General features: G+C 64.7%; 26 protein-coding genes and 1 pseudogene. 16 read left to right on the top strand and 11 right to left on the bottom strand.

What is annotated here, in order from left to right; translation table 11 throughout:
- Nucleotides 1–523: 523 nt before the first annotated feature.
- Together B5D38_RS04290 and B5D38_RS04285 are read right to left on the bottom strand one after the other, a co-directional pair.
- Nucleotides 524–1,420 carry an ImmA/IrrE family metallo-endopeptidase gene (locus tag B5D38_RS04290; RefSeq protein WP_078707157.1) on the bottom strand — a complete coding sequence of 299 codons (897 nt, stop codon included), beginning with the start codon at nucleotides 1,418–1,420 and terminating at the stop codon, nucleotides 524–526.
- On the bottom strand, nucleotides 1,417–1,779 hold the full coding sequence (locus B5D38_RS04285; RefSeq protein ID WP_207552890.1) for a helix-turn-helix domain-containing protein: 363 nt from the start codon (nucleotides 1,777–1,779) through the stop codon (nucleotides 1,417–1,419). Before B5D38_RS04285 ends, B5D38_RS04290 begins: the two co-directional genes overlap by 4 nt.
- 122 nt (nucleotides 1,780–1,901) lie before the next feature.
- Between B5D38_RS04285 and B5D38_RS21800 the strand changes: the two genes are divergently transcribed.
- From B5D38_RS21800 to B5D38_RS04270, 4 genes are read left to right on the top strand one after another with little or no spacing between them, the layout of a single operon-like run.
- Nucleotides 1,902–2,393 carry a multiubiquitin domain-containing protein gene (locus B5D38_RS21800; RefSeq protein ID WP_116002578.1) on the top strand — a complete coding sequence of 164 codons (492 nt, stop codon included), beginning with the start codon at nucleotides 1,902–1,904 and terminating at the stop codon, nucleotides 2,391–2,393.
- Entirely contained in the window at nucleotides 2,390–2,770 is a 381-nt protein-coding gene (locus B5D38_RS21795) for an E2/UBC family protein (RefSeq protein WP_116002577.1), read from the top strand. Before B5D38_RS21800 ends, B5D38_RS21795 begins: the two co-directional genes overlap by 4 nt.
- Entirely contained in the window at nucleotides 2,770–4,167 is a 1,398-nt protein-coding gene (locus tag B5D38_RS04275; protein ID WP_207552889.1) for a ThiF family adenylyltransferase, read from the top strand. Before B5D38_RS21795 ends, B5D38_RS04275 begins: the two co-directional genes overlap by 1 nt.
- Complete coding sequence (locus tag B5D38_RS04270; protein WP_207552888.1) at nucleotides 4,164–4,556, top strand: ubiquitination-like system serine protease family protein; 393 nt, start codon at nucleotides 4,164–4,166, stop codon at nucleotides 4,554–4,556. The genes B5D38_RS04275 and B5D38_RS04270 overlap by 4 nt, the downstream gene beginning before the upstream one ends.
- On the opposite strand, the gene B5D38_RS04265 is transcribed toward B5D38_RS04270, so the two are convergent.
- From B5D38_RS04265 to B5D38_RS04250, 4 genes are read right to left on the bottom strand one after another with little or no spacing between them, the layout of a single operon-like run.
- Nucleotides 4,526–5,461: an ImmA/IrrE family metallo-endopeptidase gene (locus B5D38_RS04265; protein WP_078707155.1), complete on the bottom strand. Its 936-nt coding sequence runs from the start codon at nucleotides 5,459–5,461 to the stop codon at nucleotides 4,526–4,528. The genes B5D38_RS04270 and B5D38_RS04265 overlap by 31 nt on opposite strands.
- Before the next feature lie 29 nt (nucleotides 5,462–5,490).
- On the bottom strand, nucleotides 5,491–5,970 hold the full coding sequence (locus B5D38_RS04260; protein ID WP_078707154.1) for a helix-turn-helix domain-containing protein: 480 nt from the start codon (nucleotides 5,968–5,970) through the stop codon (nucleotides 5,491–5,493).
- Between the two features lie 11 nt (nucleotides 5,971–5,981).
- Nucleotides 5,982–6,605 carry a GNAT family N-acetyltransferase gene (locus tag B5D38_RS04255; protein WP_078707153.1) on the bottom strand — a complete coding sequence of 208 codons (624 nt, stop codon included), beginning with the start codon at nucleotides 6,603–6,605 and terminating at the stop codon, nucleotides 5,982–5,984.
- A complete protein-coding gene (locus B5D38_RS04250) occupies nucleotides 6,602–6,811 on the bottom strand; it encodes a transcriptional regulator (protein WP_078707515.1) in 210 nt (69 codons plus the stop codon). The genes B5D38_RS04255 and B5D38_RS04250 overlap by 4 nt, the downstream gene beginning before the upstream one ends.
- A 426-nt stretch (nucleotides 6,812–7,237) precedes the next feature.
- Between B5D38_RS04250 and B5D38_RS04245 the strand changes: the two genes are divergently transcribed.
- The 6 genes from B5D38_RS04245 (at nucleotide 7,238) to B5D38_RS04220 (ending at nucleotide 14,194) form a co-directional block, all read left to right on the top strand.
- Nucleotides 7,238–8,440 carry a DUF932 domain-containing protein gene (locus B5D38_RS04245; RefSeq protein ID WP_078707152.1) on the top strand — a complete coding sequence of 401 codons (1,203 nt, stop codon included), beginning with the start codon at nucleotides 7,238–7,240 and terminating at the stop codon, nucleotides 8,438–8,440.
- Between the two features lie 161 nt (nucleotides 8,441–8,601).
- Entirely contained in the window at nucleotides 8,602–8,868 is a 267-nt protein-coding gene (locus tag B5D38_RS04240; protein ID WP_078707151.1) for a type II toxin-antitoxin system TacA family antitoxin, read from the top strand.
- A complete protein-coding gene (locus tag B5D38_RS04235; RefSeq protein WP_078707150.1) occupies nucleotides 8,856–9,371 on the top strand; it encodes a GNAT family N-acetyltransferase in 516 nt (171 codons plus the stop codon). Before B5D38_RS04240 ends, B5D38_RS04235 begins: the two co-directional genes overlap by 13 nt.
- Nucleotides 9,372–9,553: 182 nt before the next feature.
- The gene (locus tag B5D38_RS04230; RefSeq protein ID WP_078707149.1) at nucleotides 9,554–11,713 is read left to right on the top strand and encodes a ParB/RepB/Spo0J family partition protein; all 2,160 of its coding nucleotides are present in this window, start codon (nucleotides 9,554–9,556) and stop codon (nucleotides 11,711–11,713) included.
- 98 nt (nucleotides 11,714–11,811) lie between these two features.
- Entirely contained in the window at nucleotides 11,812–12,876 is a 1,065-nt protein-coding gene (locus B5D38_RS04225; protein WP_078707148.1) for a DUF7146 domain-containing protein, read from the top strand.
- A 391-nt stretch (nucleotides 12,877–13,267) separates the two neighbouring features.
- The gene (locus B5D38_RS04220; RefSeq protein ID WP_078707147.1) at nucleotides 13,268–14,194 is read left to right on the top strand and encodes a DUF2493 domain-containing protein; all 927 of its coding nucleotides are present in this window, start codon (nucleotides 13,268–13,270) and stop codon (nucleotides 14,192–14,194) included.
- A gap of 8 nt (nucleotides 14,195–14,202) precedes the next feature.
- Here the strand turns inward: B5D38_RS04220 and B5D38_RS04215 are convergent, their stop codons facing one another.
- The 4 genes from B5D38_RS04215 to B5D38_RS04200 form a co-directional block, all read right to left on the bottom strand.
- Nucleotides 14,203–14,766 carry a flavin reductase family protein gene (locus tag B5D38_RS04215; protein WP_078707146.1) on the bottom strand — a complete coding sequence of 188 codons (564 nt, stop codon included), beginning with the start codon at nucleotides 14,764–14,766 and terminating at the stop codon, nucleotides 14,203–14,205.
- Between the two features lie 137 nt (nucleotides 14,767–14,903).
- Nucleotides 14,904–16,784, bottom strand: coding sequence for an ATP-binding protein (locus B5D38_RS04210; RefSeq protein WP_245318822.1), 1,881 nt, complete (start codon nucleotides 16,782–16,784; stop codon nucleotides 14,904–14,906).
- Nucleotides 16,781–17,287, bottom strand: a complete 507-nt coding sequence (locus B5D38_RS04205) for an ABC-three component system middle component 2 (protein WP_078707145.1) — start codon at nucleotides 17,285–17,287, stop codon at nucleotides 16,781–16,783. The genes B5D38_RS04210 and B5D38_RS04205 overlap by 4 nt, the downstream gene beginning before the upstream one ends.
- Nucleotides 17,272–18,363 (bottom strand): ABC-three component system protein, encoded by a 1,092-nt coding sequence (locus B5D38_RS04200; protein ID WP_078707144.1) that lies wholly within the window; start codon nucleotides 18,361–18,363, stop codon nucleotides 17,272–17,274. Before B5D38_RS04200 ends, B5D38_RS04205 begins: the two co-directional genes overlap by 16 nt.
- Before the next feature lie 697 nt (nucleotides 18,364–19,060).
- Between B5D38_RS04200 and B5D38_RS04195 the strand changes: the two genes are divergently transcribed.
- The gene (locus B5D38_RS04195; protein WP_078707143.1) at nucleotides 19,061–19,387 is read left to right on the top strand and encodes a DUF736 domain-containing protein; all 327 of its coding nucleotides are present in this window, start codon (nucleotides 19,061–19,063) and stop codon (nucleotides 19,385–19,387) included.
- 65 nt (nucleotides 19,388–19,452) lie between these two features.
- On the opposite strand, the gene B5D38_RS04190 is transcribed toward B5D38_RS04195, so the two are convergent.
- Nucleotides 19,453–19,677, bottom strand: a complete 225-nt coding sequence (locus B5D38_RS04190; protein ID WP_078707142.1) for a helix-turn-helix domain-containing protein — start codon at nucleotides 19,675–19,677, stop codon at nucleotides 19,453–19,455.
- A 183-nt stretch (nucleotides 19,678–19,860) separates the two neighbouring features.
- On the opposite strand from B5D38_RS04190, the gene B5D38_RS04185 reads away from it, so the two are divergent.
- The 5 genes and pseudogenes from B5D38_RS04185 to B5D38_RS04165 all read left to right on the top strand — a co-directional run.
- On the top strand, nucleotides 19,861–20,124 hold the full coding sequence (locus B5D38_RS04185; protein WP_116002575.1) for a DNA -binding domain-containing protein: 264 nt from the start codon (nucleotides 19,861–19,863) through the stop codon (nucleotides 20,122–20,124).
- A gap of 121 nt (nucleotides 20,125–20,245) precedes the next feature.
- On the top strand, nucleotides 20,246–20,572 hold the full coding sequence (locus B5D38_RS22165; RefSeq protein WP_165690783.1) for a transcriptional regulator domain-containing protein: 327 nt from the start codon (nucleotides 20,246–20,248) through the stop codon (nucleotides 20,570–20,572).
- Nucleotides 20,478–21,017: a DUF2285 domain-containing protein gene (locus B5D38_RS04175; protein WP_078707141.1), complete on the top strand. Its 540-nt coding sequence runs from the start codon at nucleotides 20,478–20,480 to the stop codon at nucleotides 21,015–21,017. Before B5D38_RS22165 ends, B5D38_RS04175 begins: the two co-directional genes overlap by 95 nt.
- Before the next feature lie 131 nt (nucleotides 21,018–21,148).
- Nucleotides 21,149–21,430, top strand: a complete 282-nt coding sequence (locus B5D38_RS04170; RefSeq protein WP_078707140.1) for a helix-turn-helix transcriptional regulator — start codon at nucleotides 21,149–21,151, stop codon at nucleotides 21,428–21,430.
- Nucleotides 21,430–21,617, top strand: a pseudogene (locus tag B5D38_RS04165) (replication initiator protein A); the annotation flags it as partial. The gene B5D38_RS04170 and the pseudogene B5D38_RS04165, both read left to right, overlap by 1 nt.

The raw sequence follows: 21,617 nt of genomic DNA, 5'->3' as shown, positions 1-21,617 counted from the left end.
TTCCCAGGCATCGGCATCCGATCGACAACGACGGCACCACACGTCAAAATCAGCGCCGCCCAGACATCAGCGCGATTCATCCCGGCACAGCCGTCAGACGAAAACCTCATAGATCTCCCCCTGGCATCCCACGGGTTCGTTCTTCGGAGGCTTTCGTACGCCTCGCGGCGCCCGAAACCCTGTACGTAAGCGGACTGGCAGCTTTTTGGCAAGCCACCAATCGAAGCGGACGTAGCGGTTGACCGACGCGACTTCTCAACCTGACCCGAAGCGGACGCTGGTTTTAGCCCTCGCGAGAACAACCGCTGTGCACCCCATCCCGGTCGTCGCGGCGTACTGGGTGAAGAAACGAGGATCATTCTGGTGGCATGGAATGGGGATAACGGATGACCTGCCGCTCGGACGCCTCGCCAACGGCCTCCGGGGCTCCAAGGCCCTCGGTGTCGATACAGCTCCAGCCTTTGTGGGAATGCCGAGCATCGTCCACTAGCCGAAGTGGCCCAAAACACGGTGTCATTGCTCATCAGCGAAAGCGCGGCGTCCAGCGCGCCTCCATGGCTTCGTCGGACTCGTCGGAATCGTCTTCGTCGCGATAGGTGTCGTCGACAAGCTGCGCGCAGGAGAGGACGGTGAGCACTCGGTCGTAGCAGCCAAGGTCAACTACCTGTTCGACCACGCGCACCGCGCGATCCCCGCCGAACCAGTCGAGAATATCGGTTTCGGTTTCATCCCGGCGGCCACGGCGTTCGGTCGCCGGGCGGGCGGCCATCGACGCCGTGAGCGTGCCCGCCGGCAGGGCCGCCCCCTTGCGGAGCCAGCTCTGTCCTTTCAACTGCTTCAGGGATTCGGACTTGAAACAGTAATCGACCTGGCCCTGCCGGCTGACGACGATGGCGGCGGCATCGTCGGTCTCGTCGATATACCGGATGGCGGAAGCGGTCAGCGACGCCTTCGCCGCGCAGCGGATGGCCTCGACGCTCGGCAACCCCTCCTGCGCTCGCCGCAGGACCGGGCGAATGAGAGAGGATGGCATCAACAACCCGGCCGAAAAATAGTCCGCCTCGCGTTCGTAGGGATCATAGGAGATGAAGCCGGCCCTCAAGCGGTGCACCCCACCGTCGAAAGGGATGTGATCGAGATGGCCTTCGACGAAGTAGTGGCCGAATTCATGACCGATGCTGAAGCGCTCGAAGCCTTCATTGTCGATGTGGGTGGCGTACATGATGCCGAACTGGTCGCCGTAGCGCAGCAGCATGCCGGACACGCCCTCGGCTTTGCGGTCCATCTCGCGCAGGTGGATGCCGGCAGCCTGAGCCAGCGCGTCCAGGTCGACCGGAAGCGTCAGCAGTCCGTGCTCCTGGAGCACCAGCTCGGCGCGGCGCATGAGCTGCTTCTGTTTCAGGTCGGGGTCGCCGTTCATTTTTTCCCGGCCTCCTTGTCATGCTTCTCGGCCAGGAAGCGCATGAAGTCGGCGGCCTGCCGTCGGTTTTCATCATTCAGCTTCTGCATGTCGCGATAGAGCGGATCGGCCTCGGCCGCGCCCTCGGGATTGTGCGTGCGCCCAAGCAGAAAATCCGTGGTCACGCTGAGCGCGTTGGCCAGTTTGCGCAGGCTGTCGAAGGACGGCTTGCGGGTGCCGGCCTCGAAATGGGCGATGGAGCTGGGCGGCAGGCCACTCTCCTTGGCCAGAGCGGCCTGACTCATCTGGCGCAGGCTCTCGCGCGCGGCGCGCAGTCGTTCCTTGAAGATGTCCGATGGTTTCTCGTGTCCGATGGTCATGGCGATTTCGACATGTTTATCTTGACGCTCTGCGAGCGCCCTCCTATACTACTCGACATAAATGGCATGTCGAGGTCGCCAATGGCAAGGGCCTCGCCGTTTGACAGGCATAGGAGGCCATCATGGCTGCAGAGCAGAACGGACACGACGGCGCTTTCCGCATCAGTGTGGGGGACGCCGACCTGAATTTCCGGCCGGTGCGGATCGACGATCCGGTGCCGACCGGCCGGCAGATCCTCGAAGCCGCCGGCGTGCGCATCCCCGAGGAACATCTGGTGTTCCAGATCCTGCGGGATGGCGAGCTCGAAGAGCTGCGCCAGGACGAAACGACCGACCTGCGCGGCGGTCAGGTCGAACGCTTCCTCATCTTTCCGGGGGCCGAGTCATTTCGGATCGAGCTCGACGGTCAGGTGCTGGAATGGGGCGCCTGCGCGATCAGCGGGCGGGTGTTGAAGACGCTCGCGCAGGTCGACCCGAAGACCTACGGCGTCTGGCTGGAGGTGCGCGGCGCCGAGGATCGGCCGATCGGCGACACCGAGCTGGTGCGGCTCGATGGCAAGGGCCTGGAACGCTTCTTCACCGGCATCAGCCAGACGACGGAGGGCGGGGCATGAGCTTCCTCCCGACCGCCGATCGGCGCTATCTTGAGGAACGGGGACTGGCCTTCCGGGAAGTGGAGGATGGCGGCCGCAAGGGCGTCATCCTGCCGGGTTTCGTCCTGCCGACCGCGAAATTTCAGGTCGTCACGGCGGATATCCTGATCCTCCTCCCGCGCGGGTATCCCGACACGCCGCCGGACATGTTCTATGCGCTGCCCTGGCTGAGCCTGGTGCGATCCAGCCGCTATCCCAACTGCGCGGATCAGCCCCAGCAGTTTGAGAATCAGAAGTGGCAGCGATGGTCCCGGCACAACAATAACTGGCGTCCGGGCGTGGACGGCATCTGGACCATGCTCAAGCGGGTCGAACATGCGCTGCAGGAGGCCGCGTGATGCAGCTCGATGTGACCCTGCAGGCGCGCCATGCCGACACCCTCCGCAACCTGCTGCGACGCCCGGACGGGATCGAGGCCTCGGCCTATGTCCTGTTCGGGCGCAACACTGTGGGGATGGACCCCTGGTCCCGACGCCGCCGGCTTCGGCTGGTTTCTCACGAGATCATTCCCGTCCCGGCGGACGACGAGATTTCGGCGAGTGCCCGGCATGTCACCTGGTCGACGGCTTCCTTCGTGAGCCTGTGCCGCCGGTCGGCCGAACAGGGTCTGGTGCCGGCGATCGCGCACAGCCATCCGGCCGGCATGCGGGCATTCTCGCGGCAGGACTACACGAACGAACGCGACCTTTACCGGCTGCTGCGCAACCGCAATGGCGCTGAGGCGATCATGGCAAGTGTGTTGCTTGCCGGCGGCGATCATTTCATGGCGCGCGCCTGGTTCGATGACAAGGAACCGGTCGCGGCCGACATCGTCCGGAGCGTCGGCTCCCGGTTGCTCTATTTCGGTGGCGAGGCCGGCACCTCGAACGCGGCGCTGGTGCGTCAGGCCCTGTTGTTCGGCGAAGCCGTCAACGGCCATCTGGCGGCGATGCGGGTGGGCGTCGTCGGTTGCGGCGGCACGGGCAGCGCCACGGCGATGCTATTGGCCCGGCTCGGCATCGGTCAGCTCGCCTTGTTCGACGACGATATCGTCGAGACCTCCAATCTGAACCGCCTCCATGGCGCGCGCCGGGCAGATGCCGACGCCATGCGGCCGAAGGTCGAGGTACTCGCGCGCGAGATCACGGAATTAGGCCTCGGCGTGCGTGTCCACACCCATCGCGGCTGGATCGAGGCTGAAGCCGCACGGGATGCGCTGAAAGCCTGCGACGTGATTTTCGGCTGCACGGATGACCATACCGGCCGGATGTTTCTCAATCGTTTTTCGCATTTCTATCTGATCCCGGTGATCGACATGGGGCTTGCGATCGAGCCCGCGTCGGCGGCCATGCGGGACATGTCGGCGCGGGTCACGGTGCTGACCCCCGGCGCCCCTTGTCTGGCCTGCCGTGGCGTTGTCGATCCGAGGATCGCCGGCGAGGAAGCGTTGCGGCGGGAAGCGCCGGAGGACTATGAGCGGCAGAAGCGCGAGGCCTATGTCCGTGGCGGTCAGAACCCGGCCCCGGCCGTGGTGACCTTCACCACCGAGACGGCTGCACTTGCCGTCAATGAGCTGCTACAGGGCTTGACCGACTATCGCGGTGAAGGGGGCTGGGCCTGGGAGCGGGTTCGCCGGCTGGACCGGGGCATCGAGCGCAAGCGCGGCGCCCTTCAGGCGCCGCACTGTCCGATTTGCGCGCGCGAGGACTATTGGGGCCGGGGCGACATGGACCCCTTCATGGATCGGATCAGATGATGCGCGCCTTTAGCCATCTTTGCCGCTGGATTGCCGAGCGGTGCCGGCTGATCGGCCGCACCGATCTGGTTGCGCGGGTCACCCCCCGGCATCCGACACCGGAACAGCTCCAGGCGGGGTCGCTGGTCGTCGTGCGTGACGGTGCCCTCGATAAATGGGCCTGCTTCCGCTGTCCGGGCGGGTGCGGCGAGAAGATCCAGCTCTCGCTGAGCCAATCGCGGCGACCCCGGTGGGCGGTGCGCTTCGACTGGCTGCTGCGGCCGACGATCGACCCCTCCGTGCGCCAGCTCAACGCCTGCCGCTGTCACTTCTGGGTCAAGCAGGGCCAGGTCCAATGGTGTCGCGATAGCGGTCACCGTCAGGTGCCGAACCGGACTAACGGCGCGTAGGGGCGTTGATAGACCCCGAGGGTGAGCGTCTGGTAGCTGTTGCTGAAGCTCTCGAACCGGAAGACGTGGGCATCGCCATTGTCGTCGGTGAGCACAATTTCGGCCTCGCCCAGCGGCCCGGCCCGTCGCGGTTGGCAATAGCCTGAGACAAGCTCGAAGACCTCGGCTTCCCCGACCCCGCTGAACCCGGCGGCAAAGGCCGGCGAGCGAACCAGATGCTCGCAGGGTGTGGCGAGGTCAAAATCGGCCGACCGGCGCGCCGGGTGCGGATGGTCGGAAATCATGCCGACAATCGGCAAAGACACACCCCAGGTCTCGATAGAGCGCCAGAAGGTCGTGGTGTAGGTGTTGCCGAAGACCGGCTTGAGCGCGCGCACGGCTTCGATGGAAGGCGCGTGGTCGCGGGCTTCGGCAGTGAAGCGGTCCCGGAGGAAAAGCAGGCGGCCGGCCGCGAAATTGGCTTCGGCCTCGACCTGGTCATGGCAGTTCTGGTTCAGGGTGAAGCGATCATCGCCGAGCATGGCCCCTTCATGCCAGGGTATGATGCTGTGGCCGATTTCGTGCGCTTCATGCCAGCGGTGCTTCAGTTCGGGCTGCGATTGATCGAGCAGGATGCGCTTGTTGTCCGGCAGATAGAGCGCGCGCAGATCGAATTTGGCGACGGCCTCGAAGAAGAGCATGGGACGCCGGATGATTTGCTTGCTGGCCATGCGCATGCGGCTGATGACCTCATCGGCAAGCGAGGGGTCATCATTCCGGAAGTAGGTCAGATCGAGCGAAAGCAGATCGCGGACGACCCGGAGGTCGAGTGGTGGTTCGGGATTCCCCAGACGCGCCAGGACACGCTCGACACGCTCGTCGATTTCCTGCTGGGTTTTGCGTCTCAGGATATAGTTCCGCGCCATCGTGAACTCCCCGGGCCGCCGTCGGCCCGTTATTTCGCCTTGTCGCGCAGCACGGAGACGAGGCCGTCAAAGGCGGCCTGCTCCTCAATTGTCAGGGCGGTGATGGCCGTTGAGCGCGCCGCATAACGGACAGCTTCCTCGATGGCCTGTGTGTCCTTGGGCGAAGCCAGCCCTGCCAGCTCCATCAATCGCGCCTGCGAGACATCGAAAACCTCGGACAGCCGCCAGATTGTGCGCAGTTCCGGTTCGTGATGGGCATCCTGCTCGATGCTCATCAGCTCGCCGACCTCGATGTCGGCGTCATCGGCGAGCTTTTCGATCGACCAGCCGCGCTGGCGACGCGCCATGTTGACAAAGCGGGCGAAGGCCAGACGGGTTTCCTCGCCTCGGAGCCAAAAGGCTTCGCCCGGCACATGGGGACGGGCAGAAAGGGGGCCTGCGCCGGGGGTCGACGTCTCATCGAGCGCCGCCCTGGCGAGGGCCCAGTCAGCAGTCGTGCTGTAGGTCATTGCGCTTCTCCTCATAAGAACGTCCTGGTGTGCTCCGTCGTGATCTCAAAATAGGGTAGCAGCCCACGATATTCGTTCGGATTGGTGCCAAGATTGGTGAAGCCGCAGTGCTCGTAGAAGGTGACCGCCTGCGGCAGGGAATGAAGGCCGACACGACCGTGGAAGCCTTCGTCGAAGCTCCTCTGGATCGCGGTCCGGATCAGCACCTGGCCGATGCCGCGATAAAGCGGCGGATCGGCATAGGATTCGTGCCAGTTCCACGGCGCGATTTCGAGGTAGTCGATATAAACCAGCGGCTTGCCGGCCTGCTCGTCGAGACGTGCCGTGCGGCTCGCCAGATCGAGCCGCATCATGCCCTGGGTCACATCCCGGCAGATAACGCTATAGCCCGTGTGGCCGAGCAGACCGCGCACTTCGTCGACCTTTGCGCGCCAGTCCCAATGCCAGCTTTGCGGCCAGTTGAGACCCTGCCGGGTCACTCCGTTTTCGGCAAGACGCCGCAGATAGGTCTCCAGGGTCCGGCGCCACTGGAATTGCCAGTCCAGCAGCTGTCGCTCGCCGATGGTATCGAGCAGTTCGGCCTCGACGGGCTGCCGTAAGGACGCATCGATGATGAAGACGGAATACGATGTCATAGCATCATGATTTCCGACTTTTCTCTCGTCTGGTCGTCCTCGAAATACAGCTTGCCGCCGCGCTCCACCCGGGTGTCGATCATCTGGTAGAGCCGCAGGGCTTGCCGCATCAGGCCGATCTTGCTGAGGTCCTTCTTCGCGCACAGCGCCTCAAGGGCACTCATTTCAGCCTCGGTGAGGTTGAGTGTCATGGTTTTCTTGCTCATGGCAATCCTCATAGATGCCATTGTTTTGTAGCTATAAAATGAGCATATGTCAATTAAAAAATAGCTAGAATCCAGCTGCAGAGGCACTCTGCTTACCTCAACCCAGAGCATTCATGAAGGTCGCACAAGCCGCCAGATGTCTGGAACCCGCCAGTCCGCGAAGGCGCTTTTCTGACGTACACCGTAGCGACTCCCGCTTCTGGCGCAACCACGACCGCCGGCGGGCGGTCTGCGATGTCCGCTTGCGGGCGATGTTGGAAATAGCACCAACGGCTGATATGGCGCCTTGCTGCCGGACCGGAGCTATTGAAGATTGCCGCCGGACTTCTGCCTCTGCCTGACCAGAGAGCAAGAGGTTGGCTGAGATTTCCGTGACGGGTTGGAAGCCAGAGAGAGGGTCTCCGGCGCCCGTCATGGAGATGTCCCATGACCCAGGTGGAGATTCTGAGCGACGCTGGTGTTGAGCGCAATAATGGCGGCTACAAGGTGGATGCAAGCCGCGGCGGGACGAGCGGCCGCGTGTCGTCGGAGTGGTTCTCGCGGCCGGCGGACGAGCGCTATCTGTCGCTGTCGGAGCTTCATGCCGCCGTGCGGGGCCGGACCGAGCGGAGCCGCACGCGGACGGTCGAGAGTGCCACTATCCGTGTCGAGGCAAGTCGCGACGATCCTGAACGCCTGGCGCTGATGCTGCCGGGCGCCGAGCAGCCCGTTGCGCCCACCCATTGGAGTTTCGGCCAGCTCTCGAGCCTCGTCGGCGCGCCAGCGGCTTATCTGCGCCAGCTTCCGGCGCCGCTCGCCGGCATCAATCTGCAATATGGCCTGACCTCGCACCGCGCCGAGCAGGTCAAGACGCTGGAGATCGAGGATGGCCGCGTCGAGCTGCGCGCGGTGACCGGCCCGGACTACGGCCGCATCTTCGACCATGAGCTGGTTGAGGCGGTGCAACGGATCGCCGGCAACGGCACCGGCGACACGCGATGGAAGGTGCCGGGCGTGCTCGATTGGTCGACCGGCATCTACAATCCGCAGGTCGATATCACGCAGGACACGACGACGCTCTATGCCTCGGACCGGGACGTGTTCCTCTTCCTGGTCGACGATCTCAATCCCATCGAGGCGGGTCGGCTGTCGGATGGCTCGCCGGACCTCTATTTCCGGGGCTTCTACTGCTGGAACTCCGAGGTCGGCGCCAAGACGCTCGGCATCGCGAGCTTGTATCTCCGGGCGGTCTGCCAGAACCGCAATCTTTGGGGCGTTGAGGATTTCCAGGAAATCACCATCCGCCATTCGAAGTATGCCGCCTCGCGCTTCGCCCATGAGGCGGGGCCGGCGCTGACCCGTTTTGCCAACTCCTCGCCCATGCCCTTCATCAACGGCATCAAGGCCGCACGAGAGAAGATCGTCGCGCGCAGCGACGATGACCGCACCGAATTCCTGCGCAAGCGCGGCTTCTCCAAGGGGGAGACAGCGAAGATCATCGAGACGGTGCTCGCCGAGGAAGGACGCAAGCCGGAGAGCGTCTTCGACTTCGTGCAAGGCATCACCGCCGTCGCGCGCGACAAGCCGCACCAGGATGCCCGGCTCGACATGGAAGCACGGGCGAAGAAGCTGCTCGACCGGGCAGCGTGATGGCGCCAAGCCGGAGATGGGGAATGCCGTGTCTCCGGCTTTGCCGTTCAGCGTTCGTGTATCGTCTGGTTTCCGGTCTCGACCAGACGCCCGACGACCTTGATCGCTTTTGTCTCCGCCATCATGTATGCTGTTGTCCTACCGACCTTCGGAGCATCGCCATGGCCCATCTCGCACCGGTCAGCGTCCGCATCTCGGCTCGCGAGCGCGAGCTTCTCGAGGCAGCGGCCGAGCAGGCCCGCACGAACCTGAGCGACTTCATCCGCCGCAAGGCGGTGGAGGCGGCCGAACTCGATCTTGTCCACCAGAACCTCGTGGTCATTCCCGCCGCCGAGTGGGAGAAGGTCGAGGCCTGGGCGGCAAGCCCGGCGAAGGATGTGCCGGGTCTCAGCGATCTCGCCAAGACCGTGCCGGCATGGCGCGACTAAAGCCGCCGCGGCCGCTCGACGAGAGCGACGACCGGGAGAGCTTCGACTGCGGCCGCGAGTCGATGAACCAGTGGTTCCGGCGCCACGCCTGGCGCAATCAACAGCTCGGCGTCTCCCGGACCACCGTGCTCGAAGACAGCGAAAGCGGCGCCATCGCCGGCTACGTCACCTTGAGCACCGGGCAGATCGAGCGCGAGTTCCTGCCCAAGGCATCGCAACGCAACAAGCCGGACCCGATCCCGATCTTCCTGCTTGGCCAGCTTGCCGTCGACCGTCGGTTCCAGGGCATGGGGGTTGCCCGATCGCTGCTGTTCTATGCCCTGACGACATCGGTCCTGGTGTCCCGGCAGATTGGCAGCTTCGGCGTTCTCACCCATCCGCTTGATGAGGAGGTCCGCGGCTTCTATCGCCGCTTCGGCTTCGAGGAGCTTCCCGGCGATCCGCGACGCGCCATGATCGTCCGCATCAAGGACCTCGAGCGGAATGGCTTCGGCGCGGGCTGAAAGCCGCTGGTTCCGGAGTGCTCCCTGCCACCCAGGCCACCGCTCCGGCTTCTGCGTTTCCGCCTTCCTGACCATCGTTGCCGCGGCGCTGCCCTCCCAAAGGAAGAGGGCGGCGCTTCGCTTCGTGACGAGTTTCCCGTCCGAGAGAAAGGCTCTCGGCGCTCGTCGCGGAGCATCCCACCATGGCCAGTGCCGTTCGCAAGATTTCGCTGTCGTCCTCGCGCGACATCCCCTTCAACAAGCTGGTGCTCAGCCAGTCGAACGTCCGGCGCATCAAGGCCGGCGTCTCCATCGAGGAACTGGCCGAAGACATCGCCCGGCGCGGCCTCCTGCAGGGCCTCAGCGTCCGCGCCGTCGTCGATGCCGATGGCGCCGAGACCGGATTGTACGAGATCCCCGCCGGCGGGCGCCGCTATCGCGCGCTGGAGCTGCTGGTGAAGCAGAAGCGGCTGGCGAAGACCGCGCCGGTGCCTTGCGTCATCCGCGAGGCCGACACCGACATCGCGGCCGAGGAAGATTCGCTCGCCGAGAACGTCCAGCGCGCGCCACTGCATCCGCTCGACCAGTTCCGGGCCTTCCTTGCCCTTCGCGAGAAAGGTCAGTCGGAAGAGGAGATCGCCGCGGCCTTCTTCGTCTCGGTCAACGTCGTCAAGCAGCGCCTGAAGCTCGCCTCGGTCTCGCCGAAGCTTCTCGACGACTATGCCAAGGACGGCATGACGCTTGCACAGCTGGAGGCGTTCTCCGTCTCCGGCGATCACGAGCGCCAGGAACAGGTGTTCGAGCGGCTGCAGCACGCCTACGACAGGCAGCCCTATACCATTCGCCGAATGCTGACCGAAGGCGCGGTGCGCGCCTCCGACAAGCGGGCGCAGTTCATCGGTCTCAAGGCCTATGTCGAGGCCGGCGGCACGGTACTGCGCGATCTCTTCCAGGGCGATGACGGCGGTTGGCTACAGGATGTCGCTCTCGTCGACAGACTGGTCGTCGAGAAGCTCGCGGCGGAAGCCGAAGCAATTGCCGCCGAAGGCTGGAAGTGGATCGAGGTGGCGCCCGACTTCGCCTATGGCCACAGCTTCGGCCTGCGCCAACTGCGCGGCGAGCCCATGCCGCTGACGGCGGAGGAGGAAGCGGCGCGAGACGCTTTGCAGGCAGAATACGATCGCCTGACGGAGGAGCACTCCGATGCCGACGAGCTTCCCGAGGCGGTCGACGAGCGTCTCGGAGAGCTGGAGACGGCACTGGAAGGTTTCGAGGCGCGGCCTCCGGCCTTCGACCCCGACGAGGTGGCGAGAGCCGGCACGTTCGTCAGCATCGGCCATGACGGCATGCTGCGCGTCGAGCGCGGTTTCGTCCGTCCCGAGGACGAGCGGCCCGTCGAGCCGGAAGCAGCGCCAGCCGATGCAGAGAACGCCGATGGCGTTGCCGCAACCGGCGACGGTGACCGCGATACCGCCACGGTCGAGCCTTCGTCGCCATCCCCAGAACCGGAGAAAGATGAAGGCCTGACGCCGATCTCCGACCGGCTGATGACGGAACTGACGGCGCATCGGACGCTGGCCTTGCGTCAGGCGCTGGGCGAGCGGCCGGACGTTGCCTTCCTCGCCGCCCTGCATGCGCTGACGCTGAAGGTGTTCTACACCTATAGCCTCGACAGCTGCCTGGAGCTCGATCTCAAGAGCGCCGGCTTCGGCATTCAGGTGCCGGGTCTTGCCGACAGCGCCTCGGCTGAAGCGATCCGCCGCCGGCACGAGGACTGGGCCAAGGTCCTGCCCAAGGAGCCCGGCGAACTCTGGGATGCGCTGCAGGCCTTCGACGCCGACAGCCGCTCAGTGCTCTTCGCCCATGTCGTCTCCCTGTCAGTCAACGCGACCCACGAGACCTGGAACCGGAGACCGCGGGCGCTTGCCCATGCCGATCGGCTGGCCGAGGCCGTCGATCTCGACATGTCCGCGGCGGGCTGGACGCCAACGGTGGAGAGCTTCCTCGGCCGCGTCACCAAGGCCCACATTCTCCAGGCGGTCGCGGACGCGAAGGGCCAGCGTGCTGCCGATCGCATCGCTCATCTGAAGAAGGGCGACATGGCGGCGGAGGCTGAGACGCTGCTGGCCGGCACGCGCTGGCTGCCGGAGCCGCTGCGCACGCCGGGCCATGAGACCGCGCAGGTCCAGAGCGACGCCGAAGTCTCCAACGCCATGGAAGGCATCGACGGCGCCGATGCGGCGGAGCCGGACGCAGCCATCGAGGAAACGGCAGCGGACGGCGGCGAAACGGTCGTGGTCGAAGAGGACAGCCTCGCCGACACTGATGAGGCCGACGCGGTCGAACCGATCGCCGCCGAATAGCTCACCGCGATCCAGTCTTGCCGGCCCGTCGGTCGGAGCCTTCGCGAATGTGTTTCGTGGAGCTCCGCCGGCGGGCCTTTCCTTTGGAGGATTCTATCATGACGGAGACCCCGCATGATTTGGCGCGCCGGATGGCCCAAAACGCCGAAGCCGTTTGCCGGCACTATCTCTCCAATGGTCGCCGCCAAGGCCGCTACTGGACGGTCGGCGATGTTCACAACACACCCGGCCGATCGATGTTCGTCCGGCTTATTGGTCCCGATACCGGCAAGGGTGCGGCCGGTCACTGGACCGATGCGGCCACCGGCGAGCATGGCGATCTCCTCGACATCATCCGCGAGAGCTGCGGCCTTGCCGACTTCGCCGCGGTTCTGGCGGAAGTGCGCCGCTTTCTCAGCCTGCCGCAGACCAAGCCGGAACCAGCGCCATCAACCTATGAAGCCTTGCCGGCGCCATCTGGCGCGCGGGAAGCGGCACGGCGGTTGTTCGCCATGAGCCAGCCGATCGCCGGCACGCTGGCCGAAGCCTATCTCCGCCGACGCGGCATCGCTGCGCTGCAAGGCACGGCTGCCCTTCGGTTCCACCCGCGCTGCTTCTATCGACCGGGCGAGCATGTCCCCACCGAGACATGGCCGGCGATGATCGCCGCCGTCACCGATCTCGCCGGTCGGCTCACCGGCGTCCACCGCACCTATCTCGATCCCGTGGGCTTTAGCGAGGCGACCCTCGGCAAGGCGCCGATCGACACGCCGCGCCGCGCCATGGGCGACCTCGCCGGACACGCCGTCCGCTTTGGTGTCGCGCACGACGTCATGGCGGCGGGCGAAGGCATCGAAACGGTGCTGTCGCTGCACTGTGTCCTGCCGACAATGCCGATGGCGGCCGCTCTTTCCGCTGCGCATCTCGCCGCCCTGCTGCTGCCCGACACGCTGCGCCGGCTCTATCTCGTTCGCGACAATGATCCGGCGGGCATCGGCGTCTGCGGAGCCCTCGCCGAAAGGGCCGAGGCGGCCGGGATCGAGGCGCTGCCCTTGGTGCCGAGCCTCGGCGACTACAACGAGGATCTGCAGCACCTCGGCATCGACGCACTGCGGACCTCTGTCCGCGTCCAGCTTGCCCCGCAGGACGTCGCGCGCTTTCTGGATCGCTCGGTACCGGCCTGAAGGAAGGATGTCGCGCTTGGGCCAAGGCCGGCGTCGTCCCTTCGTTGCAGATGCTTCCGTTCTCTTCGCAAAGAGCCGCGCCCGGGCCTTCCTGAGAGGGCGACCGGACGGCAGACGGGACAGGCCGGCAATGGCTCGTGCCGGTTCTTTTCCGCCGGCCCTTCCACGAATTTGTGGCAGGGCCTTTGCAGCGCGAGGCAAAACAACCGGCTCTCGCCATCCTCCGCTGTCGCTGCGGCCCTTTCGCTCCTTCCCGGCATGATCTTATCCGATCCCGAAAGCCTGTCGGCGATCATGCCGGTCGCTCCGGGTGCAGGCCCGTCCCGTCCACCGTCTTGCGGCGCCATGGAAGGCCGCGGCGGGCGCGGTCCAGGCAAGACAGGAGCATCCCATGACCAGCGAAGACGACACCTTCGAGCCCCACCACAGCGCATCCCCCACGAGCCACGTCCTCGCCGAGCTTCAGCTCTACGGCTTCCGCCCCTTCGAGAACGAGCCGGACCCGCGGCCACTTCCCGATGGCAACGCCGTCGCCGGCGCCATCGCCGACATCTTCGACGCCCTTGTCGCCACGCTCGGCGAAACGCGCCTCGAACCCGATCTCGAGGATCTGCTCTGGTCGACGGTCAATCTCTTCCACCGCGCCACGGGCCGCATCGAGCGCGAGCTCGACACCAACGAGCAGGCGCAGCGCCGCAGCCGGGAGCAGCAGGACGGCTCCGAGGTGAAGTCGGTCGAGTTGGAGCGCCTTACGGCCGAGGGCCAGACCCTGATCGAGCGCCGCAACGCCTTCGAACTGATGCGCGACCAGGCCGCCGAGCATTTCGAGCGCCACACCGGCTCATCCTGGCGTCCACGCACCGGCTCCATGGTCAACTACAAGGCTCTCACCTCCGCCATGATCGACAGCCGCGACTTCCTCGCCGCGAAGAAGCGGGCCGAAACGCAAGTGCTCCTGCCGGCGGGACCGAAGGTCGCCATCACCGGCGGTCTCGACTTCAACGACCACCGGCTGATCTGGGAGAAGCTCGACCAGGTCCACGCCAAGCACCCTGACATGGTGCTGATGCACGGCGGCTCGCCCAAGGGCGCCGAGCGGATTGCCGCCCGCTGGGCCGATCATCGCGAGATCCCGCAGATCGCCTTCAAACCGGATTGGACCCGCCACGGCAAGGCCGCACCCTTCAAGCGCAACGACCATATGCTTGAGGCGCTGCCGATCGGCGTCATCGTCTTTCCCGGCAGCGGCATCCAGGCCAACCTTGCCGACAAGGCTCGCAAGCTCGGCATTCCCGTCTGGCGGTTCGGCGGCGCGTAAGCGCCGCGTCAGCCCAGCATCTCCGGCCGGAACAACGAGCGGCGGTCGATGATCTCGCCCGCCACCATGAAGACGCCGTCGCCGGTATAGTGCAGCGTCTCGGGATGCTCGGGCGACGGCGCGACATGCGCTTTCACCACCTCGAAGATGAAGAAGTTGTAGCGCTGGACCAGCGCGTCGTCATGAAGCCGACATTCGAAGTTCGCGTGGCACTCGCCGATCAGCGGGGCGTCGACCTGTGACGCCTCCTCGGCCGTCAGTCCGAACTCGGCGAACTTGTCGATGTCAGCGCCGCTGGTGTTGCCGATGCCGACCACCGTGTCGGTCAGCGCCGTCGTCGGCAGGTTGATCACGCACTCGCCGCTCTCGCGGATCATGCGGAAGCTGTGGTTGCCGCCCGAGATCATCAGCCCCACCAGCGAGGGCGAGAACTCCAACACCGTGTGCCAGCCCAGCGTCATGATGTTCGTCTTGTCCCGCCACTTCGACGAAACCAGCACGATCGACCCCGGCTCCAGGTAGCGCCGCACCTGGCTCACTGGAAAGTCGCGCTTCTCAGGGATCTTGGTCATCTGTGTGCCCGGCTCGGCTTCGACGGGATCGATCTCGGATCGAATTACGCTCAGACGGCGATTTGGCGCCGAAGACGCACCATGCTGGGAGATGGCAAACCATCCCAGTGCAGACACTTGGAAGCTCGCTGTTCGCACTATTCAGCGGCAGTACCTACTACGCCCGCAGCCAGGGGGAAGAACCCGTAGCGGCCGCTATTTGGGTTCTTGCTGAACATGAGCACGTTCGGACGGGCCGAAACTTCGGATGGCGGGTCCCGGTTTTCGATGACGATCACCTGGCGGTCCACAGGTAGCTTAGCTAGGTACGAGTAGAACTGCGCGTTTAGGTCTGTGCCTATTAGGTCTAGGTCATCCCCCTCCGGCTCGCGGTACGCCAGTAATGGGGAATCAAGGACCACAAAGCCAGGGTGGGGCGTGTTGTTCTCCCGGCAGTATTCAAGAAGGCCAATGGTGAAGGCGGCATGGGTGATTGCGCGAAGGCCCTTGCCTCGCGCCGTTCTCAATTTCCCACCGATAACGAGATCCCGTGCCTTTGCGTCGAAATACACGCGGTCCGCACCTGGGAAGTGCCAGCCTTTGAGGATGGTCTCAACGCGCTGCGCAAAGTTTGTCGCCACTGTCGTTGGAAGGTCGCCATCCGACACAGCGGCGGCGCGCTGGTCGCTTCCCCGCTCCAGGTCTTCGCGCCGCTTCTCCATATCCTGAAGCGTGCGGTAGATCGCGAGCGCTTCGCGCACCTCGCCCCTTTTATCTGCCAGTTCGCCGTAGCTGGCGCGGAGCTGCCTGAGCTTCGGCGCAGTCAAGCCCTCGAGTTCAGACGAGACGGAGGAAAGTTCCCCCTCGACCTTCGGCAAGCGCCGGTCGAATCCCGCTCCCTCGCGGCGTAGCGCGGCAACAGTGTCATCAAGCTCTCTCTGCAGCAGCTCGATTTTTGCAATCTCGCTGCGGGCGGCAGCTACCACAGCCTCCACGTTTCCACCGCACTCAGCATCACGCTGATGATGCTCGGGTGGCGCGCCGCAAAGCGGGCATTGCGTATGACCGAGCACGCTGAACAAAGTACCCGCTTCCTCAATGCCGCGAAGCCGATCTACATCGGAGCGGTAATGCTCCCCTAAAAGGTCGAACCGTTCCAACAGCGAAGTGATCTCGGCGCGCCTATCCTTTCCCTGCTCCAGTCGTTCGCGCAACTCGCGTCGCCGCCCCGAAAGGCGGCGGAAATCCGCTTCACTGGTCGTGAGCTGCTGTGTGTATGCGTCAAGCGAGCCCTCAAGCCGTCCTAGCTGGTCCTCCAGCTCCTTCGGCTGTTTCGCGAGCCCCTTTATCCGGTCCCGGTACTCGCCGATGAGCTGGTCGAGCAGCTCGATTTGTGCTTCGCGCGTTTGGTCTTCCGGCGTCGCGGCCCTCTGCGCGACGAGCGCTGAATCGTCTACGCCGGTCAGCAGAAGCTTAAAAGTCGCGAAGTTGGGCGTGTCGGCAGTGGGGTTGCCGTCGGTCAGCGGCGAGCGCTGAGAGGTGATCTCAGTTTCCGTGACGATCATCAGGCGCGCGAGGTTGCGGAAGCTGAGGCTGTTCGTGTCACCCCGCTTGTTCCTGCGCACTCGCTTGGCATTCAGCCCGCACTTTTCGAGGAGGAAGCTCGAAAGGTTATCGGCACTCCGCTCGCTGTGCTGGTCAGCAAGTTCGCGCGCCTCGCTATCAGCTGGTGGTGGCTCAAGATAAAGGCCCCTAAACAGGCGGAAATTTCCGCCGTCTGCGCTCCGGGAAAGCGTGAACTGCTCGCTATCCATGGTTTCGATACCGAGCAACACGAGATCGTAACCGATGCGCTCGGGAATGTCTCGCAGCGCGGTTTTCCCGCCAAGCATGAAATCGATGGCTTCGACGACGAACGACTTGCCGGTATCGGAGGCGCCATAGAGAAGATTGAGCCCTGCGCCAAACTCGACTGCAGCCGCTTCGCGGTTCGGGCCATGGAATGCAAGATGGCGGATGCGCAAGCCTGGCGTGATCACGACTCCACCCCAAGGCTGCTTTCTGCCACCTGAAACTCCTCAACCCAGCGGTCGAAGAAGCGCCGCATCAGGGCGCGGAAGTCCGTATCCGACTGGGCGCCGAACTCACCGACGAGCCACGCGGCGCGGTCCTTGAGCGCGCCGAGATAACCGGACTGAAGCGCCTGCAGAAATGGTGTCGCGTTCTCTCCGGCGCGGTAACGGATGCCCTCGGTCGAGACCTCTCGTTGCACAAGGTCGCGGGTCATCATGAGCAGCAAAGCCTGTTCGACCAGTTTACGGCGTACGAGCAGCTCTGCGGGATGAAGGGGAGCGGGCGGGTGAAGGCTCGCGGGTCCTCCAACATCGGCCGTATGCACGAGCAAATAATCGAATGCGATCAAGCGTTGCAAGTCGAATGAATACGGGTGCGCGGCGGCGAGCAAAGCAACAGCGCGCACGCCCGCTTCTAGGGCCCCATTGAAGGTGGCGGGCACTTTGCGTCGGGCTACGGCTTCGACCATTCCAACCGATCCTCGTTGGCCAGTTGATGGCAGATGCCTTCGCGATCCTGCACCTTCGCTCGTGCGATAAGCGGGTTCGATGTGATAGGCAGATTCCGAGCTTCCTTGGTGACGGCGCAGACGCGATCATAGCCGTCGCAGTGATCCGCCTCGCAAACATCGACCACGCCTGCGTGAATCTCATCCTGTAGGGACTCAGATGTCCCTTCCGGCACGGTATCGCGAGCAAAGAGGCGGAGCGACTCCGCATGATAGAAGGCTACTCGCTGGCGGCCGAAATGGTCGTTGAGCTTGGACCATGCTTTCAGGGCGGAAACGTCGGGAATTGGTGCATTGGTATGCTCGGCATAGGCGCTGAGCAGTTGCGCCACATACCTGCTTTCGGGCGGAGCGATCTCCTCGGGAGGCGCACCGGGGTCCGGACGATTGGGCAGACCGCCGCCAAAGCGGGCGATATGAACCGGACTCGCCCGGTGAGCCTCGATAATCTCAAGCGCGGTCTTGGCTTCGAAAATCGAGAAGTCAAACGTCTTCACATGTTCGAAGAATTTGCCCTCAAGGGCGATTTCTTGTGTATCGGTGATGTTCTTGCGGCAATTCTTGTCCCAATTTTCGATTAGCAGCATCTTGAGCTTCGCCACATCGCCCAGATAGCCTGCGAGCGTCGTGCCAACTCCTCGGGGAGCTACGAAGTAGTAGCGCCTTGGCGGGTTGTAATCTCCCTTGAACGAGTACCAGAGAATCTTGCCAATCTCAGGCCAGGCGTCGCTCGGGTAGAGCGCGTGATCATAGTGCTTGCACTGGTAATTGTCCCAAACGCCCTGTAGCAAAGCGACGCCGGCAAACCCGGCGACGTCGATTCCCTTGTCGCCAGCACCGCTCGCGCGTTGCACCTTGATGTATTCCTGCTTGAGGCAGTAGTGCGCCCACTCCTGAATGAAAATTTCCCATTCTTCGGCGGAGTATATGAGAATCTGCTGTTGGGGCGGAATGCGTGGCCCGGCGACAGCCTGATCTGCGCTCAGCGGCGCGCCAGCGGTAGGCGGAGCTCCTATGTCTTCGAAATGGGCAGTCACGTCTCCCCCAAAGCATCCGCGACAAACGTAAGGCATTCACGGAGAAAGGTCTCTCTCTCACGCGGTTCAATTTGTCTGCCTCCCCCGTCCAGCCCGGAAGCTGACACTCGGCTGACGGCCCGTTGTCACCGATTCTACGCACGGTGGCAATCGTAGGAGTACCTCTGTCCAGCGATCCGGATACGACGCCCGCCCGCGCAGTATCGGCGCCCATTTCTTGATGGCATAGCCCTGATGCTGGCGCCTGACGCCGCTGATTGTCGCCGATGGCGCGTATCTCTTTGATGTGGCGAGGCAACGCCGAGGGCAGGTCCACGACCGAGGCGCCCACGTGCTGCCGGGCCTTGATTCCTCTCGCCGGCCGTGACGTCTCCATTGATCTTCCCGCAGATCGAGCGCTCCCGAACGGCCTCTTCAATGGGCTGATCTGGCCGAAGGCCGGCTGCGCCTCGATCGACTTGGCCGCAATGGCGCCGGCCAACTTTCTTCCCCTGTCAGGTCCCCACCCCACGCGGCGAGCCGCGTGGGGCCCCGAGGACGCCGTCATTCCGCGCGGATCAAGAAAGCCGTCCGGCTGCCATCCTCCGCTGCCGCTGCGGCCCGCAAGCGGATGCGGCGCCGATCGCCCTCGGCCCGTCGATCGCCATCGAGGCCGCAACGGTGCGGGCTCGAAGACAAGAGATCAAGGAGAACCACCATGGCGACCATCGGCACCTTCAAGAAGACCGGCGACAACGAGTTCACCGGCGCAATCGTCACCCTTTCCGTCCAGGCCAAGAACGTCCGCATCGTTCCCGAGGTGCGCACCACCAGCGACAACGCTCCCAGCCACCGCGTCTATGCAGGTCGAGTGGAAATCGGCGCCGCATGGTCCAAGCGCTCCAGCGAGGGCCGCGACTATCTCGGCCTCAAGCTCGACGATCCGAGCTTCACCGCTCCGATCTTCGCCAACCTCTTCGACGACGAGAACGGCGACGGCTACAGCCTGATCTGGTCTCGCCCCAGCCGCCGGACCGGCGACTGACGGACCTCGTTCCCTGGTCGGCTCCGGCCGGCCAGGGAGCTTTCACAGCGTCGCAGGATGGCGCGTCAACGATCGTCCTCATCGTCCGGCTGGACCAGATCGACATGACTGACGCCGAGAGCCTGGGCGAGCTCGTAGAGCGTAATGATCGTCGGATTGCGCCGCCCTCGCTCCAGGCCGCTGAGATACTGCTGGCTGAAGCCGGAGCGCGCCTCGACATCCTCCTGCGTCAGGCCCTGAGCCCGACGCAGTCGGGCGAAGTTTCGGCCGACCAGCTTGCGCATATCCATGCGCAAGGCGTGCCGCGTTTACATACTATGAGTTTATCAACTATAGTGCGTATTCAACAGGCCGATGCTGGCGACATCCGGCGCCGGGAGTGAGGGCCGCGATCTGGTGCCGCTTCGCTGCTTCTGCCGATCCCGCCGCCGTGCTATCGCAGCGCCGACGCTGGAGCCTCTGCGAGGGCCGCCATGATCACTTCGCCACTACACGATGCGCCGCCCGAGAGCGACGGGCTGACCGACTACGACCGCGCGCATGTGAAGCTCTACGTGCGGCTTCTCGACGCGGCGGCCGACGGCGCCGACTGGCAGGAGGTGGCTGCTGTGCTGTTCGGGCTTGATCCGGCACGGGAGCCGGAGCGCGCAAGGCATGTTTATGAGGCCCATCTCGCCCGCGCCCGCTGGATGAGCACGACCGGCTATCGCTTTCTCGCGCGCGAAGAGCAGCACTGACTGCACCCCGTGATGCTGGCGCCGCATCGGGTGATGCCGGCAGGCGGACTTCCCAAGCACAATCGCAGCGGGAATCTTTCAAGGCATCAGCAGCCGCGCGTTTTGCGGCAAGGAGGATGCCATGGTGCCTGATGCATCGCGATGGCGGTCTTCGTCCGACTACGACTATCTCGACGATCTCACGGGTTCCGATCTCGCCTGGGAGTGCCTGCGCCGCAATCCGGACTATCAGCGCGACTTTGCCGAGGTGCAGGACCATGCGCGCAACGCCGCGCATCTGGCGCGCCTGATGCGGCTGCGCTGGGGGATCCGATTTCCCAACGGCACCGAGCGAGACGGCGAACGATGCGACGGTGTTCTGGACGGCCGAGGTCGATCCGGCGACGGTGCTGCTGACGCAGAAGCCGGTTCTTGCCCCTGTTGCCGGCGAGGTTGCTCCGCCGCCTGACGCCGGCGCCGCTCCGGCTGGCACTGATGGTCTCGACCTTGCCTTCGGCGCCGGCCTCTCCTCCCTCCATGTCTTCGTTCTGCCGGGCATCGCGGCCGACGATGCCCTTGCCGCCATCGTTCCGCTGGATGCCGATCTTCCTGACCGGCTGCGCGCGCTGGAGCGCTACCGGCATGTGCTCGCCGGTCGCCGCATTCCGCCCGACGATCGGCTGACGCCGCAGCGGCGCCACACCATCCGGCAAGCGCTGCAGGCCTTCGACGGACGAAGCTGTGGCGCCACCCACCGCGAGATCGCTGCGGTCCTGTTCGGTGCCGGTCGGCTCGCCGACGAGATGTGGAAGACCTCGTCTCTGCGCGACAAGGTCAAACGGCTCGTGCGCGAGGGCACCCGCCTGGTCGGCGGCGGCTATCGCGATCTCTTCCGCCATCGCCGCCACGACTGACCCTTTGCCGCCGAGGGGGCGATTTTTCGCTTTCCCTCTTCGCCCTCCCTCTGCGCGGCGCTTCTCCGCCACCGTGGCCTTCGTTCGCCGCCGATCGCCGGCGGCCTCATTCAACCCTCGAAGGCCCGATCATGACGCCCACCATCCCCGGCTTGCCGCCGCGCTATCTCCGCACGCCCGAAGCCGCCCGCTTCCTTGGTCTTTCCGGCCGCACCCTCGAGAAGCACCGCACCTATGGCACCGGCCCCGCCTACCGCAAGCTCGGCGGCCGTGTCGTCTATTGCCTCGACGATCTCCAGGCCTGGGCCGACCGCGGCGCCGTCACCTCGACTTCCGATCCGCGCGGCTCGCTGCTTCCCGCCAAGCGGCATGCCTCGCCGTTGCTGCGGACCACTGGGCGCGACGCCCGCTGATGCCGGCTCATCCCCACAAGGCCGAACGCGAGCAGCTCGATCTCTTCCGGGCGCTGCCCGGTGATCTTGCCCCGCGCGACGCCCAGGACCTCATGGCCTATCCGTTCTTCTCTCTGGCCAAGTCCAAGCGTCTGGCGCCGATCGACTATCGCGCTGGCACCATCGTCATCCGCGTCGAGGCGGTGCC

Source organism: Consotaella salsifontis (assembly GCF_900167365.1).
In the GTDB taxonomy this organism is placed as follows: domain Bacteria; phylum Pseudomonadota; class Alphaproteobacteria; order Rhizobiales; family Rhizobiaceae; genus Consotaella; species Consotaella salsifontis.
This window is presented reverse-complemented; position numbering and strand designations above follow the sequence as displayed.

Coding starts and splice junctions, on each gene's coding strand:
- B5D38_RS04290 (WP_078707157.1), bottom strand. CDS start 1,420: ATGAACGGCGACCCCGACCTGAAACAGAAGCAGCTCATGCGCCGCGCC.
- B5D38_RS04285 (WP_207552890.1), bottom strand. CDS start 1,779: ATGACCATCGGACACGAGAAACCATCGGACATCTTCAAGGAACGACTG.
- B5D38_RS21800 (WP_116002578.1), top strand. CDS start 1,902: ATGGCTGCAGAGCAGAACGGACACGACGGCGCTTTCCGCATCAGTGTG.
- B5D38_RS21795 (WP_116002577.1), top strand. CDS start 2,390: ATGAGCTTCCTCCCGACCGCCGATCGGCGCTATCTTGAGGAACGGGGA.
- B5D38_RS04275 (WP_207552889.1), top strand. CDS start 2,770: ATGCAGCTCGATGTGACCCTGCAGGCGCGCCATGCCGACACCCTCCGC.
- B5D38_RS04270 (WP_207552888.1), top strand. CDS start 4,164: ATGATGCGCGCCTTTAGCCATCTTTGCCGCTGGATTGCCGAGCGGTGC.
- B5D38_RS04265 (WP_078707155.1), bottom strand. CDS start 5,461: ATGGCGCGGAACTATATCCTGAGACGCAAAACCCAGCAGGAAATCGAC.
- B5D38_RS04260 (WP_078707154.1), bottom strand. CDS start 5,970: ATGACCTACAGCACGACTGCTGACTGGGCCCTCGCCAGGGCGGCGCTC.
- B5D38_RS04255 (WP_078707153.1), bottom strand. CDS start 6,605: ATGACATCGTATTCCGTCTTCATCATCGATGCGTCCTTACGGCAGCCC.
- B5D38_RS04250 (WP_078707515.1), bottom strand. CDS start 6,811: ATGAGCAAGAAAACCATGACACTCAACCTCACCGAGGCTGAAATGAGT.
- B5D38_RS04245 (WP_078707152.1), top strand. CDS start 7,238: ATGACCCAGGTGGAGATTCTGAGCGACGCTGGTGTTGAGCGCAATAAT.
- B5D38_RS04240 (WP_078707151.1), top strand. CDS start 8,602: ATGGCCCATCTCGCACCGGTCAGCGTCCGCATCTCGGCTCGCGAGCGC.
- B5D38_RS04235 (WP_078707150.1), top strand. CDS start 8,856: ATGGCGCGACTAAAGCCGCCGCGGCCGCTCGACGAGAGCGACGACCGG.
- B5D38_RS04230 (WP_078707149.1), top strand. CDS start 9,554: ATGGCCAGTGCCGTTCGCAAGATTTCGCTGTCGTCCTCGCGCGACATC.
- B5D38_RS04225 (WP_078707148.1), top strand. CDS start 11,812: ATGACGGAGACCCCGCATGATTTGGCGCGCCGGATGGCCCAAAACGCC.
- B5D38_RS04220 (WP_078707147.1), top strand. CDS start 13,268: ATGACCAGCGAAGACGACACCTTCGAGCCCCACCACAGCGCATCCCCC.
- B5D38_RS04215 (WP_078707146.1), bottom strand. CDS start 14,766: ATGACCAAGATCCCTGAGAAGCGCGACTTTCCAGTGAGCCAGGTGCGG.
- B5D38_RS04205 (WP_078707145.1), bottom strand. CDS start 17,287: ATGGTCGAAGCCGTAGCCCGACGCAAAGTGCCCGCCACCTTCAATGGG.
- B5D38_RS04195 (WP_078707143.1), top strand. CDS start 19,061: ATGGCGACCATCGGCACCTTCAAGAAGACCGGCGACAACGAGTTCACC.
- B5D38_RS04190 (WP_078707142.1), bottom strand. CDS start 19,677: ATGGATATGCGCAAGCTGGTCGGCCGAAACTTCGCCCGACTGCGTCGG.
- B5D38_RS04185 (WP_116002575.1), top strand. CDS start 19,861: ATGATCACTTCGCCACTACACGATGCGCCGCCCGAGAGCGACGGGCTG.
- B5D38_RS22165 (WP_165690783.1), top strand. CDS start 20,246: ATGGTGCCTGATGCATCGCGATGGCGGTCTTCGTCCGACTACGACTAT.
- B5D38_RS04170 (WP_078707140.1), top strand. CDS start 21,149: ATGACGCCCACCATCCCCGGCTTGCCGCCGCGCTATCTCCGCACGCCC.